The following is a 16,503-nucleotide window of genomic DNA, read 5'->3' as shown; positions in this document are numbered from 1 at the left end:
CGTTCACGGCCGCAGGCACGGAGCGTCAGGCGTGGTGGCCGGGCGCCGCATAGCGCCGCGCCACATAGGTTTCGACCAGGGCCTGGAAGTCTTCGGCGATGCGCTCGCCCTTGAGCGTGACATCGCGCTGGCCGTCGATGAACACCGGCGCGACCGGGTCCTCGCCCGAGCCCGGCAGCGAGATGCCGATGTCGGCGTGCTTGCTTTCGCCCGGCCCGTTGACGACGCAGCCCATCACGGCCACATGCATGTTTTCCACGCCCGGATGGCGCAGCTTCCACACCGGCATCTGGTCGCGCAGATAGCGCTGGATCTTGTCGGCCAGCTCCTGGAAAAAGGTGCTGGTGGTGCGGCCACAGCCCGGGCAGGCGATGACCAGCGGCGCGAAAGCGCGCAGGCCCATCGTCTGGAGCAGCTCCTGCGCGACCACCACTTCCTTCGTGCGGTCGCCGCCCGGCTCGGGCGTGAGCGAGATGCGGATCGTGTCGCCGATGCCTTCCTGCAGCAGCACGCCGATCGCCGCGCTCGACGCGACGATGCCCTTGCTGCCCATGCCGGCCTCGGTCAGGCCCAGGTGCAGCGGATAGTCGCAGCGCGCCGCAAGCATGCGGTACACGGTGATGAGGTCCTGCACGCCCGAGACCTTGGCGCTCAGCACGATGCGGTCGCGACCGAGCCCGATTTCCTCGGCGCGCTCGGCATTCTCGATGGCCGAGGTGACCAGCGCCTCATGCATCACCGATTGCGCGCTCCACGGCTCGGCGCGGCGCGAGTTCTCGTCCATCAGCCGCGCCATCACTTCCTGGTCGAGCGAGCCCCAGTTGACGCCGATGCGCACCGGCTTGTCGTGCCGGCAGGCGGCTTCGATCATCGCCACGAAGCGCTCGTCGCGGCGCTCGCCGCGGCCGACGTTGCCGGGGTTGATGCGGTACTTGGACAGCGCCTCGGCGCAGGCCGGGTAGTCGGTGAGCAGCTTGTGGCCGTTGAAGTGGAAATCGCCCACCAGCGGCACATCGATGCCCATGCGGTCGAGCTGCTCGCGGATCGCCGGCACGGCGGCGGCGGCCTCGGGCGAGTTGACCGTGATGCGCACTACCTCGGAGCCGGCCTGGGCCAGCGCCTTGATCTGGATCGCGGTGCCGATGGCGTCGGCGGTGTCGGTGTTGGTCATCGACTGCACCATCACCGGCGCACCGCCGCCCACCGCCACCACGCGCTCGCCCCAGCGCACTTCCACGCGCCGCGAGGCACGCCGCGCGGCCGGGCCGTGATGCAAGGGAACGGAGCCGAAAGCGGGATCGCGCTGGTTCATTGCCTTGCCTCCGGAGGATAGGTGAAGCGGGCGACATTGCCGCTGCTGAACGGTGCGAGATCGACATTGCGGCCATCGACCGCGAAGCGCGTGCCCGGCACGTTGCCGATGATGATCTTGAACGGCGGCCTGCCTTCGGCGTTGACGCTGGCGCCAGCCGCGCTCACGCCGGTGGAGACGATCTTGCCGCTGGCGTCGCGGATTTCGATCCAGGTCTCGCGCTCGAAGTCGAGCTTGAGGCGGGAGGCGCCGGCGGCAGCGGACGCAGCTGCGACAGGCGTGGCTTGCGGCGCAGCGGACGGCGGTGCGCTGGCCGGCGCGGGCGAAACGGTCGGTGCCGGCGAAACGGCCGGCGGCGTGGCCGGCGCCGCGACGACAGGCGCCGCCGCAGCGGGCGCCGGGCCGGCCACAGACTGCGGCGCCACGCCGGTCGACGCACCCGAAGGCGTCGCGCCCGGCGCAGTTGCAGACGAAGCCGCCGGCGCGACCGGCACCGATTGCAGCGGCACCGGCGCCGTCAGCTGACCCGGCACGACCGGCGCCGTCGGCACGGAAGCCGCGCCCGTTGCCGGCGCAGCATCCGCGTCGGCGGTGGCCGGCGCCGCTTCCGGCGCCGGCTCCGCCGCAGACGGAGTGGCGCCCGACGGCGGATCGGCCGCCGGCTGCGCCGCCAGCCCGTTGGCCGCCTCGCGCGCCGAAATCCAGCCAGCGAGATTGGTCTTGGGCAAGGCAATGGCCAGCGCCACCAGCAGCGCCGCCACCAGTCCCCAGGTCAGCCACCAGCCCAGGCCGTTGAGCCCGCGCCGACCCAGGCCGACCGGCCGCCCGACGCTCGCCACGCCCGTGAGCTGGCCCGGCGACACCTCGATGCGCGGCAGTTCGGCCAGCAGCGGCGCGCTGTCGATGTCGACCGCCTTGGCATAGGCCCGCACAAAGCCGCGCAGGATGGCCGGCGTGTGAAAGCTGGCCCAGTTCCCGGCCTCGATCGCCTCGACCTGGCGCGCCGACACCTTGATGCGCTGCGCCAGCTGCTCGACCGTGAGCTGGCGCGCCGCCCGTGCCCGCGCCAGCACGGTGCCGGCATGGCTCGCGGTCGGCGTGGCGCTGGCGGCCGTTGCCGCGTCCGCTTCGGCAGGTGCCGGATCGGTCGTGCCGGGGCGGGTCGCCACATCGAGCGCACGCTCGTCGGCGGGCAGGGCTCCGGATGGCTCATTCATTGAAATCGCCTCGCTGAAAGGCCGCGTACTCGGGCGAATCGGGGAACTGGCGGCGCAATTGCGACAGCACCAGCGCCTCGGAATCGCGGTCGTGGCGCGCATGCTCGATGCGCACTTCGAGCCACAGCGATTCGGCGGTCGGCGTGATCTGCCGGTTCAGCCGCTGGGCATAGAAGCGGGCGCGATCAAGATCGCCAAGCCGCAAATAGGTACGCGACAGATGGAACATGGTCGTGGCATTGCCCGGCTCGGCGTCGAACGAGCGTTGCAGGTAGCTGCGCGCGAGCGGGTAGTCGGCCAGACGGTAGGCGCAGATGCCGGCACTGCGGGCCGGCACCGACGGCGTCGGGTAGAGCGGGTTCTTGAGCGCCGCGTCGAAATAGGCGAAGGACTGCTTCTCGCGCCCGCCGCGGCACAGGAACCAGCCGTAGTTGTTGTTGATCGCCGAGTCGTTGGGCGCGATGCGCAGCGCGCGCGCGAAGTTTTCCTCGGCCTTTTCGCGCTCGCCGATGTTCATGTAGACCAGGCCGTACAGGCTGTAGGTCTCGGCATAGGTCGGATCGGCGGCGGCGGCGTTCTTCAGCTCGGCCAGCGCCACTTCGAGCTTGCCTTCGGCGTAGTAGTTGGCGGCCAGCTCCACGCGGATTTGCGCGCGCTTGCGGGCATCGGCCGGCTTGCCGGCACCGACGATTTCGGTGCTGTCGCTGTCCGAGGTCACATCGGTGGGCGCGGACCGCTGGGTCACGCAGGCGGAAAGCAGGAACAGCAGGGCTAGCGCAGCGCCGGCATAGCGCATGGACGATTCCTGTCAGGAGCGACCCGGCCGTGCCGGCGCGGACCGCGCCGCCGACCGGACCACGTCGATCGGCACGAAGGCGCCGCGCTCGGCGAGCCGGGTGCGGTCGCGCACGTCGCCGGCCAGCTGGCCACAGGCGGCATCGATGTCGTCGCCGCGCGTCTTGCGGATGGTGGTGACGATGCCGGCCTCGATGAGCACGCCGGCAAACGCCTTGATGCGCTCCATCGGCGTGCGGCCGAGGCCGGATTCGGGAAACGGATTGAACGGGATCAGGTTGAACTTGCACGACACGTCATGCGCGCGCACCAGCGCCAGCAGCTCGCGGGCGTGCTCCACGCGGTCGTTCACGCCGTCGAGCATCACGTACTCGAAGGTGATGAAGTCGCGCGGCGCATGCGCCAGATAGCGATGGCAGGCGGCCATCAGTTCGGCCAGCGGGTACTTGACATTGAGCGGCACCAGCACGTCGCGCAGCTTGTCGTTGCTGGCGTGCAGCGAGACGGCCAGCGCCACCGGCAGATCGGTGCCGAGCCGGTCGATGAAGGGCACGACGCCCGACGTGGACAGCGTGACGCGGCGCCGGCTGAGGCCGTAGGCGTCGTCGTCGAGCATCAGCCGCATCGCGGCGACCGAGGCCTCGTAATTGAGCAGCGGCTCGCCCATGCCCATCAGCACCACATTGCTGATGACGCGCTCGCCTTCGGGCCGGCCGAGCGACCGGCGCAGCTCGCGCTCGGCAAACCAGAGCTGGCCGATGATCTCGCCCGTGCTCAGGTTGCGGCTGAAGCCCTGCTTGCCGGTGGAACAAAAGCGGCAGTTGACCGCGCAACCGGCCTGGGTGCTGACGCAGAGCGTGCCGCGATCGTCCTCGGGGATGAACACCGATTCGACCGCATCGCCGTTGCCCACGTCGAACAGCCACTTGCGCGTGCCGTCGGCCGATTCGTGATCGCGGATCGGCTGCGGCGCGCGGATTTCGGCGAGCTCGGGCAGCTTGGCCCGGAAGCTCTTGGCCAGATCGGTCATCGCGTCGAAATCGGCGGCACCGCTGCGATGGATCCAGCGCTGCAACTGGCGCGCACGGAAAGGCTTCTCGCCGAGGCTGGCGACGAAGCTTTCAAGCCCAGCCCGATCGAGATCGAGCAGATTGATGCGGCTCATTCCGTGTGCGCTCTGGTTGCGGTTCAGCGCGAGTAGACGTTGAGCGCCGGGAAGTAGTAGGCGATCTCGACGGCAGCCGTTTCGGGCGCGTCCGAGCCGTGCACGGCGTTCGCGTCGATGCTTTCGGCGAAGTCGGCGCGGATGGTGCCAGGGGCAGCCTTCTTCGGATCGGTCGCGCCCATCAGGTCGCGGTTCTTGAGGATGGCGCCTTCGCCTTCGAGCACTTGCACGAACACCGGGCCCGAGATCATGAAATCGACCAGGTCCTTGAAGAAGGGACGTTCCTTGTGCACGGCGTAGAAGCCTTCGGCTTCGGCGCGCGACAGTTGCGTGAGGCGGGCAGCGACGACCTTCAGGCCGGCTTCTTCGAAGCGGGAGACGATCTTGCCGATCACGTTCTTGGCAACGGCGTCGGGTTTGATGATCGAGAGGGTGCGTTCAATCGCCATTTGCAGGGCTCCGGGGACGTACGGGAGTACGGTGGTTGAATGATTTTGAATGCATTGCGCGACCGCAACGCGAAGTCCGCGATTCTAACATGCGGATTTTGAAAGGATTTTCCGTCCGGCAAGACAGTTTCGAGGCGCGGGGGTTTCAACCGTCACCGGCCGATACCGGTGCGCACATGCACGTCACGCTGGCCGCGCAGCCACTGATGCAAAATCCGTGTAACGCGGTTCCTGTCTTGCCGCTTTCACTTTCAGGAGTTCGACCATGATCCGTGGTTCCGACCGACCCATCTTCGGCGACGACGCCATCGATGCGCGCTGGGCCGCCCCCAGCGCCGACCAGCGCCAGCGCGTGCTGCGCAATACCTATGCCCTGCTCGCGCTGTCGATGCTGCCGACGATCGCCGGCGCCTTCATCGGCCTTCAGTTCAATCTGGGCGGGCTGTTCCGCGGCTGGGCCGGCGCGCTGGTGTTCATGGCGGTCGCCTTCGGCTTCTTTTTCGCCATCGAGAAGTTCAAGAACTCGGGCATCGGCGTGGCGCTGCTGCTCGGCTTCACCGGCTTCATGGGCGTGATGCTGAGCGGCCTGCTGTCGGTGGCGCTGCGGTTTTCCAACGGCCCGCAGATGATCGGCATGACGGCCGGCGGCACCGCGATCCTGTTCTTCCTGCTTGCGGGCTATGCCACCACCACCAAGCGCGACCTGTCGAACATGGGCAAGTTCCTGTTCGTGGGGCTGGTGATGCTGATCGTGGCGATGCTGGCCAACCTGTTCTTCCAGCTGCCGGCGCTGCAACTCGCGCTCGTCACCATCTCGTTCGCGATCTTTGCCGGCTTTCTGGTGTTCGACCTGAACCGCATCGTGAGCGGCGGCGAGACCAACTACGTCACCGCCACCCTCGCCGTCTACCTCGACCTGTACAACATGTTCACCAGCCTGCTTCAGCTGGTGATGGCCTTCACCGGTCAGCGCGACGAGTAAGCCGCTTCAAGCCGATGGCGGGATGAACACCGCCATCGACTCCACATGCGAGGTGTGCGGGAACATGTTGACCACGCCCGCCGCCTCCAGCTTGAACCCGCCTTCGTGCACCAGCACCGCCGCGTCGCGCGCGAGCGTGGACGGGTTGCAGCTCACATAGACGATCCGCTTCGGCAGCAGGGCATGGTCGCCACGCTGGGCCAGCGCCGCGAGCGCCTGCGACACGGCCAATGCGCCTTCGCGCGGCGGGTCGATGAGCCAGCGGTCGAAATGGCCCCAGCTCGCCACTTCGTCGGGCGTCACTTCAAACAGGTTGCGCGCCGCGAACGTGGCATTGCCGATGCCGTTGAAGACGGCGTTCTGGCCGGCTCGCGCCACCAGCGTCTCGCTACCCTCGATGCCATGCACCGCGCCACCGCGCCGCGCCAGCGGCAGCGTGAAATTGCCGATGCCGCAGAACAGATCGAGCAGCCGCTCGCCCGGTTGCGGCGCCAGCAGCGCCAGCGCCTGGCTCACCAGCACGCGGTTGATGCGGTGGTTCACCTGGGTGAAATCGGTCGGGCGGAACGGCATGACCACGCCGAACTCGGGCAGCGCATAGGTGAGCGCCGGCGCCACGTCCTGCGGCGGATGGAAGGGCTGGACCGTGTCCGGCCCCTTGGGCTGAAGCCAGATCTGCACGCCGTGCTCGTCGGCGAAGGCGCGCAGCAGCTGTTCGTCGGCCGGCGTGAGCTGCTCCAGGACGCGGAACACCAGCACGGTCACATCGGCGCCCTGGGCGTACTCGATCTGCGGCATGCGGTCTGGCCGCGACAGGCCGTCGACCAGCGCGCGCAGCGGCAGCAGCAGCGCCGACACATGCGGCGGCAGCACATGGCATTCGCCCATGTCGACCACGAAGCTCGACTTGCGCTCGCGGAAACCCACCAGCACGCCGCCCTTCTTGGCCACATGGCGCACCGACAGCCGCGCGCGGAAGCGATAGCCCCAGTCCGGCCCCTGGATCGGCCGCAGCACCAGCTCGGGCCGCAGCTTGCCGATGTGCGCGAAGTTGTCTTCGAGCACCCGCTGCTTGATGGCGAGCTGGGCCGCCGGATCGAGATGCTGCATCGAGCAGCCACCGCAATCGCCGAAATGCGGGCAGCGCGGCTTGACCCGCGACGCGCTGGCGCGCAGCACCTCGGTGGTGTTGGCGAATTCATAGCTGCGCCGGCGCCGGTAGCTGTGATAGCGCACGCGCTCGCCGGGCAAGGCGCCGTCGACGAAGATGACCTTGCCGCCCGACGTGCCGTTCTCGCTCGGCAGCCGGCCCACGCCGCGCGCGTCGATGTCGATCGATTCGATGTCGAGGATGCCGGGCGGCAGGCTCGGTGCCGGGCTGGTGGCGAGCGGCGCGCTCAGCGCATCGGTCGGCTCGGCGCCGCTGCCCTCGGGACCGGATTCAACGTGGCCCTGCGGCGCGCCGTCGGTCGAGAAATCAGTCACTTCCATGCTTCCAGATATTCCTTCCAGTGCTCGTTGCCGTCCTTCGGCGCCAGCGCGGCGAGGGTGTCGCGGGCCAGCGCGATTTCGGCGTCATAGGCGTCGCGGTTCAGCTCGCCGCGCATCAGGCGGAAGCGGCAGTACACGAGCCAGGTGTTCATCACATCGGTTTCGCAATAGGCGCGGATGCCGGGCAGGCCGCCGGCGCTGTAGCTGTCCCAGACCTTGCCGCCGTCCATGCCGAGCTTGCCGGGGAAGCCGCAGAGCTTGGCCAGATCGTCGAGCGGCGCATTGGCGCGGCCGCCGAACATCGCGAGCACATCCATCAGGTCGAGATGGCGCGTGTGATAGCGGCTCAGGTAGTTGTTCCACTTGAACTCGCGGTCGTCGTCGCCCCAGTCCCAGTAGCGCGGCGCGGCGATGCCGTGCACCAGCGCGCGGTAATGCAGTACCGGCAGGTCGAAGCCGCCGCCATTCCAGCTCACGAGTTGGGGCGTGGAGCGCTCGATGATGTCGAAGAACTCTGCGACGAGGCTGGCTTCGTCGCTGTCGACGCTGCCGAGCGAACGCACGCGCAGGCTCTTGTCGGTGCGCAGCACGCAGCTGATGGCGCAGATGCGGTGCAGGTGATGGCGCAGAAAGTCGCTGCCGTTCTTCTCGCGCTGCTCGGCGAAGGCGCGTTCGGCGATGGCGGCATCGTCGCCGTCCCAGCCTTCCTCGCCGGCATGCAGGCGGCGCAGGCCTTCGCAGTCGGGGATGGTCTCGATGTCGAAGACGAGTATCGGCGTCATGCCCTCTCCCCTGCCTTGGCCGTGAATCCCGCGCTCAGCGCGCGGGCAGGAACCTGGTCGGATCGACCGGCTTGCCCTGACGGCGGATTTCGAAATGCAGCTTGGGGCGGTCGCTGTCGGAGTTGCCCAGCTCGGCGATCTTCTGGCCGCGCTTCACGCTGTCGCCGTACTGGGCGATGAGCTTGCTGTTGTGCGCGTAGGCCGAGAGGTAGTTGTCGTTGTGCTTGACGATGAGCAGCTGGCCATAGCCGCGCAGACCGTTGCCGGCATAGACGACCTTGCCGTCGCTGGCCGCGAGCACCGGATCGCCGATGGCGCCGCCGAGGTCGAGCCCCTTGTTGCGCGCCTCGTCGAAGCCTTCGATGACGCGGCCGCCGGTCGGCCAGGCCCAGGTGATCGGGCCGTCGTCGCTGGCGGCGGGCTTGGGTGCGTCGGTGGCGGGCGCGGGCTTGGCGGCTTCGGGCGGCTTGGCGGTGTCGGCCGGCTTGGCTGGCGCGGCGTCGGCAGGCGGCCTGGTCGCGGGCTTGGCGGCGTCGCCGAGCGGCCGGTTTTCGAGCGGCGCGCCAATGACGACCGGCGTCGCCACGGCCGGCACGCCTGCGGCCGGGCTCGCGCCCTCGGCCGGATCGATGCGCAGCGTCTGGCCGACGATGATGCGATCCGGGCTTTCGAGCTGGTTGAGCGCGGCGATGTCGCGGTAGTCCTTGCCGTGCTCGACCGCGATCTTGTAGAGCGTGTCGCCCTTGCGCACCACATAGCTGCGCGGCGCGCCGGTATAGCCGGCTGCGCCACCGGCGCTGACGATCGGCGCCGAACCCGAACTGGCGGTCGCGGCAGCGCCGGCAGATGCGGAAGCGGACGAGCGATCGACGATGGGCGCCTGGCGCTGCGGGCTGGAACAGGCGGCCAGCAGGCCGAGCAGGAGTGCCGTGAACGACAGGCGGAGACGGGACTTCGGGGGCAGGCTGAGGAGGGATTTGGGCATCGTTCTAGGTCGTGCCGGATCGAAGCGGCACGAAGTGTACGTCATCGGCTTCGGCCCTCTGCCACTCGTTCCGGGCGGTCCGGTCGATGACGACGAGGCGCTGGCGACCGTCGCCGCGCGCCACCGGCGCCACCAGTCGACCGCCCAGGCGCAGCTGGTCGAGCAGGGCCTGCGGGAGTTCAAAACCGGCCGCCGCGATGACGATGCCGTCGAACGGCCCCTCATGCGGCAGACCGACACGGCCATCGCCGAAATGCAGCCGCACATTGGCCAGCCGCAGCGGCCGCAGCCGGGTGCGCGCCAGTTCGTGCAGCGCACGGATGCGCTCGATGGAAAACACCATCTCGGCCAGCTGCCCGAGCACCGCCGCCTGATAGCCGCAGCCGGTACCCACCTCCAGCACCCGCTCCAGCCGCTGCGCCGGCGCGCGGCCGTTGCGCATCAGCTCCAGCATGCGGCCGACAGTGAAGGGTTGGGAGATGGTCTGCTCATGGCCGATCGGCAACGCGCTGTCGTCATAGGCACGGCTGGCCAGCGCGGCATCGACGAAGGCATCGCGCGGAATGCTGCGCAGCGCGCCGAGCACGGCGGCGTCCTGCAGGCCACGCGCGGCCAGATCGCGCACCAGTCGTTCGCGGCGCGCCTGCATCGAATCGCCGGTGCCGCGCGGCCCGGTCGGGCGCTGGGCCGCCAACGGCGGCGCCATGCCCACGGCAGACGCCTGGGCGATCGGATGGCCGGCCGGCCGCGTGGGCGGCGCCGGACGCGCGGGCGGCGCGATGCCGGGACGCACCGGCGCCGGCGCGGGAGCCCGGCTCGCCGGCTCGGCCGCTGCGCGGGTCGACGGCTTCTCGCTCTTGTCGATCAGCTTTTGCGCGATGCCGTAGCGCGGCGCCACACCGTCGAGGTGATGACCGGGCGGCAGCGGCGCAATCCACTTGGGCGGCTTGCGATCGCTCATGCGCCCAGCCAGTCGCGCAGGCCGTCGAGCCGGGCCGTGTGCGTAAGGTCGTGATGCAGCGGCGTGATCGACACGCTGCCCTGCGCCACCGCATGAAAGTCGGTGCCCGGCCCGGCCTCGCGCTCACCGCCCACCGCGCCGATGCGAAACATGATCCGGCCGTCCACATCGCGCTCGCGCAGCACCGGCTCGGATGAATGGCGCTTGCCAAGCCGGGTCACCTCGCAACGGGCCAGATCGGCCGCGAGCGGGAAATTCACGCTGAGCAGAAACGGTGCGGCCAGCGGCTGGCGCAACTGGCGCCGAACGAGCTGGGCCGCCACCTCGGCCGCGCGGTCGAGCCCGGCCCAATCCCGGGTGCAGAGCGAGAAGGCGATCGCCGGCAGACCGAACAGATAAGCCTCCATCGCCGCCGCTACCGTGCCGGAATACATCGTGTCGTCGCCCAGATTGGCGCCGTTGTTGATGCCCGAAACCACCAGATCGGGCGGCGCATCGAGCAGTCCGCCGGTCAGCGCCACATGCACGCAGTCGGTCGGCGTGCCGTCGACGTGATGCACGCGCGCCGAGGTTTCGGTCAGCCGCAGCGGCCGATCAAGCGTGAGCGAATGCGACGCGCCACTGCGATTGCGATCAGGCGCCACGACGATGACATCGGCAAACGCCCCGAGCGCCGCCGCGAGCGCCTCGATACCCGGCGCCGAGTAACCGTCATCGTTGCTGACGAGGATGCGCATGAGGCAGATCCGATGGCATGCGGCCAAGCCGCTCTTGGTTGGGACTAACGACGGCGCGGCGCAATCAGGCCGCCGATCGGCTCGCAGAGCTGCGAGCCGCACAAACAAAAACGGCCGGGCTGCTTTCGCAACCCGGCCATCTTGCCCGGTCTTGATGAATGTCGGCGAGCCGGACTTCATCGAATATTTCTGGTCGGGGTGGCGGGATTCGAACTCGCGACCCCTTGCACCCCATGCAAGTGCGCTACCAGGCTGCGCTACACCCCGAACAGCCCGCTATATTAGCAGCGAAATCCGTCTTGTCACTCACTTCTTGCCAATTTCGAGCAAGTCGCGGATTGCCGACAGTTCCGCGCGCAACGCCGCCACATCCAGCACCTCGGCGATGGCAGCCGATTCTTCATCGGCCGGAACGCTGTCGTTGGCATGCTGCGCATCGAGCTGGTTGCGCGCGCCGACGATGGTGAAGCCCTGTTCGTACAGCAATTCGCGGATGCGCCGGATGAGCATCACCTCGTGATGCTGGTAGTAGCGCCGGTTGCCGCGTCGCTTGACCGGCTTGAGCTGGGTGAACTCCTGCTCCCAGTAGCGCAGCACATGCGGCTTGACGCCGCACAGCTCGCTCACTTCGCCGATCGTGAAATAGCGCTTGGCCGGAATGGACGGCAGCAGCGTCTGTTCGATCGATTTCGGACGGCGATCCAAGACACCCTCCCGCTGCGACGGCGGCCGGTGTGCATCGCGCGCACCGGCGTCGGCCGTCATCCGTTGTCGACGAGTTGCTTGAGCTTCTGGCTGGCGTGGAAGGTGACGACCCGCCGCGCCGTGATGGGGATTTCCTCGCCGGTCTTGGGATTGCGTCCGGGCCGCTGCGGCTTGTCGCGCAGCTGGAAATTGCCGAAGCCCGACAGCTTGACGACCTCGCCCGCTTCGAGCGCACGGGCGATTTCCTCGAAGAAGATCTCGACCATGTCCTTGGCTTCGCGCTTGTTGAGGCCGACGCGCTCGAACAGCAACTCGGCGAGCTCGGCCTTGGTCAGCGTGATCGACTCGGGCTCGACCGGCGCGGGCGGCGCCAGCTTGAAGCCGGCCGACGCCGGCGGCAGCCGCCCGCCCGTTGCCAGCCCCGACTGCGGCTTGGTCCGGCCATCGAGCGCCGCAAGACGACCGAAGGGGATGACCTCGTCGTTCATGGCGTCCTGATCATCTTTCATGGCGTGGGAATCTGCTGGAGTCGGGGGCTGCGGAAGGGAGTGGCGCCAGGGCTGCTTGCGCTGTCAGGCCCGTCGCCGGGCGCCGATGCCGGCTTCGAGGCCAGCCACGATGCGAGCCACCACCGACTCGATTCGCTCATCGCGCAAAGTTTCGGAATTGTCTTGCAACACCACCTTGAAGGCAAGACTTTTCTCGTTTAATAACAAGCCCTTACCGCGATATTCGTCGAACAGCGCCAGCTCTCGGACGACCTCAGAGAAGCCCTCGGACGCGACGGTTTTGCGCATGCAATCGAGCGCGGCGGACGCACTTACCGCCTGATCGACGACCACCGCGATGTCGCGCCGGACCGGCGGGAAACGCGGCGGCAGCGCAGCCTTCGGCAGCGGCTGGCTGCGCAGCGCGGCCACGTCCAGCTCGAAGACCACGGGCGCGGCCGGCAGTTCGTAGGCCTGCTGAAGCCTGGGATGCAGCTCGCCGATCCAGCCGATGACGACGCCATCGAGCAGCACGCGCGCGCCGCGCCCCGGATGCAGCGCCACATGCTCGGCGCGCTCGAAAGCCACCGCGCCGGCGCCGGCGCATAGCGCCTCGACATCGGCCTTGATGTCGAAGAAGTCGACCGGCCGTTGCGCGACACCCCATTGCTCGGGCGCCGACGCGCCGTACACCAGCCCGCCGATGCGCAGCGGCTGGGCGATGCCCGCCACCGACGTGAGGCTGTCGGCCACGCCCGCATCGCGCGCAAACACCCGGCCCAGTTCGAACACCGCCACCCGCTCGGCGCGCCGGTTGAGGTTGTAGCGCAGCACACCCACGAGGCTGCCGAGCAGCGTCGAGCGCATCACCGACATCTGGCTGGCGATGGGATTGAGCAGCCGGATCGGCTCGGCATTGCCGGCGAAATCGCGCTCCCAGGCTTCCTCGACGAAGGCGTAGTTCACCGTCTCGACATAGCCGAGCCCGGCCAGCGCACGGCGCAGCGCATGCGCCGGACGCAGCGCCTCGGGCTGGGCACGCATGCGCTGGGCCGCGACCGGCGGCCGCACCGGAATGCTCTCGTAGCCGACGATGCGCGCCACTTCCTCGATCAGGTCTTCCTCGATCTCGATGTCGAAGCGCGCGCCGGGCGGCGTGACTTCGAACACGCCGTCGCTCTCGGTGAAGGTGAAGCCGAGCTGCGCGAACACCTGGGCGCAACGCTCGGCCGGCACTGCCACGCCGAGGATGCGGGCGGCGCGCGCGACGCGCATGCGCACCGGCTTGCGCTCGGGCAGCGCGATCTGGTGATCGTCGACCGGGCCGATGCGGGTGGCGTCGGTGCCGCAGATGTCGAGCAGCAATTGCGTCAGCCGCTCAAGGTGCTCGACGGTGGTCGTCGCATCGACGCCGCGCTCGAAGCGATGGCCGGCGTCGGTCGAGAAGTTGTAGCGGCGCGCGCGGCCGCGAATGCTGTCGGGCCACCAGAACGCGCATTCCACATACACGTCGGCGGTGTCGAGCGAGACCGCCGTGGCGTCGCCGCCCATGATGCCGGCGAGCGATTCGACCGCATGCGCGTCGGCGATCACGCCCACGCTCTCGTCGAGCGACACGGTGTTCCCGTTGAGCAGCTTCAGCTCCTCGCCGGCATGGGCCCAGCGCACCACCAGACCGCCGGAAATCTTGCCGAGGTCGAACACATGCGACGGCCGCCCCAGCTCCAGCATCACGTAGTTGGAGATGTCGACCAGCGCCGAAATGCTGCGCTGACCGGCGCGCTCCAGCCGCGACTTCATCCAGGCCGGCGTCGGCGCCCTGGCATCGAGCCCGCGGATCACGCGACCCGAGAAGCGCCCGCACAGATCGCCCGCCTCGACGCGCACATGCAGCTTCTCGTCGAAGCTGGCCGGCACCGCAGCGATGGCCGGCAGCGTCAGCGGCGCGCCGGTGATGGCGGCCACTTCGCGCGCCACGCCCAGCACCGACAGGCAATGGCCCTTGTCGGGCGTGAGCTTGATGACGAACACCGTGTCGTCGAGATCGAGGTAGGCGCGGATGTCCTCGCCCACCGGCGCATCGCCGGCCAGCTCAAGCAAGCCCGCGTGGTCCTGCGACAGCCCCAGCTCGCGCGCCGAGCACAACATGCCGTGCGACTCGACGCCGCGCAGCTTGCCGAGCTTGATGCGGAACGGCTTGCCGTCCTCGCCGGGCGGCAGTTCGGCGCCCACGAGCGCGACCGGCACGCGCAGGCCGGCGGCCGCATTCGGCGCGCCGCACACGATCTGCAACAGCGCGCCGGTGCCGGCGTCCACCTGGCAGATGCGCAGCTTGTCGGCATCGGGATGCTTCTCGATGGTCTTGATTTCGCCCACGACGATCTTGCTGAACGGCGGCGCCGCGCGGCGCTCTTCCTCGACCTCGAGGCCGGCCATCGTGAGCAGGTGCGACAGCTCGGCCGTCGTCACCGACGGGTTCACGAAACTGCGCAACCAGGATTCGGAAAACTGCATGTCTTGCCTCGCTGAATTGTTCTGATGGACGGCCGCGGGTCAGCGGAACTGTTCGAGGAAGCGCAGATCGCCCTCGAAGAACAGCCGCAGATCCTCGACGCCATAGCGCAGCATCGTCAGCCGCTCCAGGCCGCTGCCGAAGGCGAAGCCGACGTACTGCTCGGGGTCGAGCCCGTAGTTGCGCACCACCGTCGGATGCACCTGGCCCGAGCCGGCGATCTCCAGCCAGCGGCCCTTGAGCGGCCCGTCCTCGAACATCATGTCCACTTCGGCCGAGGGCTCGGTGAACGGGAAATAGCTGGGCCTGAAGCGCACGACGATGTCGTCGCGCTCGAAGAAGGCGTGCAGGAAGGCGGTGTAGACGCTCTTCAGGTCGGCAAAGCTCACGTCGCGACCGATCCACAGGCCCTCGAACTGGTGAAACATCGGCGAGTGGGTCGCGTCGCTGTCCACGCGGTAGGTGCGGCCCGGCACGATCACGCGAATCTCGGGCATGTCGCCCGACGCCACCTGGGCTGCGTGCTTTGCCACATGGGCGCGGGCATAGCGCACCTGCATCGGCGAGGTGTGCGTGCGCAGGCAAAGCAGCCTTCCGTCGGCATCTTTCATGTCGACATAGAAGGTGTCCTGCATCGACCGCGCCGGATGATTCTCGGGATTGTTGAGCGCGCTGAAGTTGTACCAGTCGGTCTCGATCTCCGGGCCGTCGCCCACGTCGAAGCCGATCGACGCAAAGATCTCCTCGATGCGCATCCAGCTGCGCATCACCGGATGGATCACGCCCGCGCCGCGCGCCCGGCCCGGCAGCGTCACGTCGATGGCTTCCGACGCGAGTCGCGCCGCGAGCTGGGCATCGGCCAGCGCCTGGCGTCGCGCATTCAGCGCCGCCTCGATGCCCTGCTTGGCCGCGTTGATCTTCGCGCCCGCCTCGCGCTTCTGCTCCGGCGGCAGCGCGGCCAGCGACTTCATCAGTTCGGTGATGCGACCGCTCTTGCCGAGGTATCGCGCCTTCGCGTCTTCGAGCGACGCCGGATCGGCGGCAGCGGCGAAATCCGCCGTCGCGCCCGCCACGAGGCTGTCCAGATTGTCCATGTGCAGGGTCGTCCGCGTCGCAATGCGCGGTCTTCGAATTGGGGGAATCGGGATGCGCGCCGCGCCATGCGCGAGCACAAAAGCAAACGGGACAGCAGGCGTCAGCCTGTGCCCCGTCGATGACGCCCGAAAGGCCGGACGGCGATCAGGCCAGAACGGCCTTCACCTGGCCCACCAGCGCGGCGAAGCCGGGCTTGTCGGTGATGGCCATGTCGGACAGGACCTTGCGGTCGAGTGCGATGCCGGTCTTGTTCAGACCGTTGATGAACACGCTATAGGTCACGCCATGCTCACGAACCGCAGCGTTGATACGCGCGATCCACAGCGCGCGGAACACGCGCTTCTTGTTGCGGCGATCGCGATAGGCGTATTGCCCGGCGCGCATGACCGCCTGCTTGGCGATGCGATAGACATTCTTGCGACGGCCACGGTAACCCTTGGCTGCATCGATAACCTTCTTGTGACGCGCACGAGCGGTCACACCACGTTTGACGCGAGGCATTGTTTAACTCCTGACTTCGAATTCCGGGACGATCAAGCGAACGGCATCATTGCGTGGACCGACTTGAGGTTCGTGTCGTGCACGGCCTCGGTCCCACGCAGATGGCGTTTGTTCTTGGTGGTCTTCTTGGTCAGGATGTGGCGCTTGAAGGCTTGGCCACGCTTGACCGTGCCGCCCGGGCGCACCACAAAGCGCTTCGCAGCGCTTTTCTTGGTCTTCATCTTCGGCATTTACAGCTCCTGGATTGCTGCGATCGGTGGCTTCTGACGAAGCGCTTGATACCCATTCGCAGCTTGTTGCGGACGGCGATTGCCAAATCGCCAGTC

17 protein-coding genes and 1 tRNA gene are annotated in these 16,503 nt (G+C 68.3%); 1 reads left to right on the top strand and 17 read right to left on the bottom strand.

Translation table 11 applies throughout. The features are described 5' to 3' along the window. Positions 1 to 25 precede the first annotated feature (25 nt). Genes ispG through ndk form a run of 5 tightly spaced genes read right to left on the bottom strand, consistent with a single transcriptional unit; the run spans position 26 to position 4,938 of the window. A complete protein-coding gene (gene ispG, locus B9P64_RS04755; protein ID WP_085315050.1) occupies positions 26 to 1,312 on the bottom strand; it encodes a flavodoxin-dependent (E)-4-hydroxy-3-methylbut-2-enyl-diphosphate synthase in 1,287 nt (428 codons plus the stop codon). Continuing rightward, positions 1,309 to 2,529: a RodZ domain-containing protein gene (locus B9P64_RS23565; protein WP_176256718.1), complete on the bottom strand. Its 1,221-nt coding sequence runs from the start codon at positions 2,527 to 2,529 to the stop codon at positions 1,309 to 1,311. The genes ispG and B9P64_RS23565 overlap by 4 nt, the downstream gene beginning before the upstream one ends. Beyond that, positions 2,522 to 3,325 (bottom strand): type IV pilus biogenesis/stability protein PilW, encoded by an 804-nt coding sequence (gene pilW, locus B9P64_RS04735; RefSeq protein WP_085315047.1) that lies wholly within the window; start codon positions 3,323 to 3,325, stop codon positions 2,522 to 2,524. Before pilW ends, B9P64_RS23565 begins: the two co-directional genes overlap by 8 nt. A gap of 12 nt (positions 3,326 to 3,337) precedes the next feature. After that, complete coding sequence (gene rlmN, locus B9P64_RS04730) at positions 3,338 to 4,489, bottom strand: 23S rRNA (adenine(2503)-C(2))-methyltransferase RlmN (protein WP_085315046.1); 1,152 nt, start codon at positions 4,487 to 4,489, stop codon at positions 3,338 to 3,340. A gap of 23 nt (positions 4,490 to 4,512) precedes the next feature. Continuing rightward, the gene (gene ndk / locus B9P64_RS04725; protein WP_085315045.1) at positions 4,513 to 4,938 is read right to left on the bottom strand and encodes a nucleoside-diphosphate kinase; all 426 of its coding nucleotides are present in this window, start codon (positions 4,936 to 4,938) and stop codon (positions 4,513 to 4,515) included. A 265-nt stretch (positions 4,939 to 5,203) separates the two neighbouring features. Here ndk and B9P64_RS04720 point away from each other — a divergent pair, with 265 nt between their 5' ends. Continuing rightward, positions 5,204 to 5,920 carry a Bax inhibitor-1/YccA family protein gene (locus B9P64_RS04720; RefSeq protein WP_085315044.1) on the top strand — a complete coding sequence of 239 codons (717 nt, stop codon included), beginning with the start codon at positions 5,204 to 5,206 and terminating at the stop codon, positions 5,918 to 5,920. Between the two features lie 6 nt (positions 5,921 to 5,926). Here the strand turns inward: B9P64_RS04720 and rlmD are convergent, their stop codons facing one another. From rlmD to rpmI, 12 genes are all read right to left on the bottom strand, one after another. Continuing rightward, positions 5,927 to 7,411, bottom strand: coding sequence for a 23S rRNA (uracil(1939)-C(5))-methyltransferase RlmD (rlmD, locus tag B9P64_RS04715; protein WP_085315043.1), 1,485 nt, complete (start codon positions 7,409 to 7,411; stop codon positions 5,927 to 5,929). Then, the gene (locus B9P64_RS04710) at positions 7,402 to 8,193 is read right to left on the bottom strand and encodes a 3'-5' exonuclease (RefSeq protein ID WP_085315042.1); all 792 of its coding nucleotides are present in this window, start codon (positions 8,191 to 8,193) and stop codon (positions 7,402 to 7,404) included. The genes rlmD and B9P64_RS04710 overlap by 10 nt, the downstream gene beginning before the upstream one ends. A 34-nt stretch (positions 8,194 to 8,227) precedes the next feature. Beyond that, positions 8,228 to 9,178: a peptidoglycan DD-metalloendopeptidase family protein gene (locus tag B9P64_RS04705; protein ID WP_085315041.1), complete on the bottom strand. Its 951-nt coding sequence runs from the start codon at positions 9,176 to 9,178 to the stop codon at positions 8,228 to 8,230. A 4-nt stretch (positions 9,179 to 9,182) separates the two neighbouring features. Beyond that, positions 9,183 to 10,139 (bottom strand): protein-L-isoaspartate(D-aspartate) O-methyltransferase, encoded by a 957-nt coding sequence (locus B9P64_RS04700; protein ID WP_085315040.1) that lies wholly within the window; start codon positions 10,137 to 10,139, stop codon positions 9,183 to 9,185. After that, on the bottom strand, positions 10,136 to 10,876 hold the full coding sequence (surE, locus tag B9P64_RS04695; protein ID WP_176256717.1) for a 5'/3'-nucleotidase SurE: 741 nt from the start codon (positions 10,874 to 10,876) through the stop codon (positions 10,136 to 10,138). The genes B9P64_RS04700 and surE overlap by 4 nt, the downstream gene beginning before the upstream one ends. Before the next feature lie 190 nt (positions 10,877 to 11,066). After that, a tRNA-Pro gene (locus B9P64_RS04690) sits at positions 11,067 to 11,143 on the bottom strand. Between the two features lie 39 nt (positions 11,144 to 11,182). Beyond that, entirely contained in the window at positions 11,183 to 11,581 is a 399-nt protein-coding gene (locus B9P64_RS04685; RefSeq protein WP_235839888.1) for a MerR family transcriptional regulator, read from the bottom strand. Between the two features lie 56 nt (positions 11,582 to 11,637). Beyond that, positions 11,638 to 12,090, bottom strand: coding sequence for an integration host factor subunit alpha (locus B9P64_RS27205; RefSeq protein ID WP_235839887.1), 453 nt, complete (start codon positions 12,088 to 12,090; stop codon positions 11,638 to 11,640). 63 nt (positions 12,091 to 12,153) lie between these two features. Then, positions 12,154 to 14,583 carry a phenylalanine--tRNA ligase subunit beta gene (gene pheT / locus B9P64_RS04675; protein ID WP_085315036.1) on the bottom strand — a complete coding sequence of 810 codons (2,430 nt, stop codon included), beginning with the start codon at positions 14,581 to 14,583 and terminating at the stop codon, positions 12,154 to 12,156. A 39-nt stretch (positions 14,584 to 14,622) separates the two neighbouring features. Next, positions 14,623 to 15,675, bottom strand: a complete 1,053-nt coding sequence (gene pheS, locus B9P64_RS04670; protein WP_085315035.1) for a phenylalanine--tRNA ligase subunit alpha — start codon at positions 15,673 to 15,675, stop codon at positions 14,623 to 14,625. Between the two features lie 145 nt (positions 15,676 to 15,820). Beyond that, positions 15,821 to 16,177 (bottom strand): 50S ribosomal protein L20, encoded by a 357-nt coding sequence (rplT, locus tag B9P64_RS04665; RefSeq protein WP_085315034.1) that lies wholly within the window; start codon positions 16,175 to 16,177, stop codon positions 15,821 to 15,823. Positions 16,178 to 16,209: 32 nt separating this feature from the next. Then, positions 16,210 to 16,407, bottom strand: a complete 198-nt coding sequence (gene rpmI / locus B9P64_RS04660) for a 50S ribosomal protein L35 (protein ID WP_085315033.1) — start codon at positions 16,405 to 16,407, stop codon at positions 16,210 to 16,212. Positions 16,408 to 16,503: the final 96 nt, after the last annotated feature.

The organism is Derxia lacustris (genome assembly GCF_002105195.1).
Lineage (GTDB): Bacteria > Pseudomonadota > Gammaproteobacteria > Burkholderiales > Burkholderiaceae_E > Derxia > Derxia lacustris.
Note: the sequence above shows the minus strand (reverse complement) of the source record. Positions and strands in the feature narration are given on the sequence as shown.

Coding starts and splice junctions, on each gene's coding strand:
- ispG (WP_085315050.1), bottom strand. CDS start 1,312: ATGAACCAGCGCGATCCCGCTTTCGGCTCCGTTCCCTTGCATCACGGC.
- B9P64_RS23565 (WP_176256718.1), bottom strand. CDS start 2,529: ATGAATGAGCCATCCGGAGCCCTGCCCGCCGACGAGCGTGCGCTCGAT.
- pilW (WP_085315047.1), bottom strand. CDS start 3,325: ATGCGCTATGCCGGCGCTGCGCTAGCCCTGCTGTTCCTGCTTTCCGCC.
- rlmN (WP_085315046.1), bottom strand. CDS start 4,489: ATGAGCCGCATCAATCTGCTCGATCTCGATCGGGCTGGGCTTGAAAGC.
- ndk (WP_085315045.1), bottom strand. CDS start 4,938: ATGGCGATTGAACGCACCCTCTCGATCATCAAACCCGACGCCGTTGCC.
- B9P64_RS04720 (WP_085315044.1), top strand. CDS start 5,204: ATGATCCGTGGTTCCGACCGACCCATCTTCGGCGACGACGCCATCGAT.
- rlmD (WP_085315043.1), bottom strand. CDS start 7,411: ATGGAAGTGACTGATTTCTCGACCGACGGCGCGCCGCAGGGCCACGTT.
- B9P64_RS04710 (WP_085315042.1), bottom strand. CDS start 8,193: ATGACGCCGATACTCGTCTTCGACATCGAGACCATCCCCGACTGCGAA.
- B9P64_RS04705 (WP_085315041.1), bottom strand. CDS start 9,178: ATGCCCAAATCCCTCCTCAGCCTGCCCCCGAAGTCCCGTCTCCGCCTG.
- B9P64_RS04700 (WP_085315040.1), bottom strand. CDS start 10,139: ATGAGCGATCGCAAGCCGCCCAAGTGGATTGCGCCGCTGCCGCCCGGT.
- surE (WP_176256717.1), bottom strand. CDS start 10,876: ATGCGCATCCTCGTCAGCAACGATGACGGTTACTCGGCGCCGGGTATC.
- B9P64_RS27205 (WP_235839887.1), bottom strand. CDS start 12,090: ATGAAAGATGATCAGGACGCCATGAACGACGAGGTCATCCCCTTCGGT.
- pheT (WP_085315036.1), bottom strand. CDS start 14,583: ATGCAGTTTTCCGAATCCTGGTTGCGCAGTTTCGTGAACCCGTCGGTG.
- pheS (WP_085315035.1), bottom strand. CDS start 15,675: ATGGACAATCTGGACAGCCTCGTGGCGGGCGCGACGGCGGATTTCGCC.
- rplT (WP_085315034.1), bottom strand. CDS start 16,177: ATGCCTCGCGTCAAACGTGGTGTGACCGCTCGTGCGCGTCACAAGAAG.
- rpmI (WP_085315033.1), bottom strand. CDS start 16,407: ATGCCGAAGATGAAGACCAAGAAAAGCGCTGCGAAGCGCTTTGTGGTG.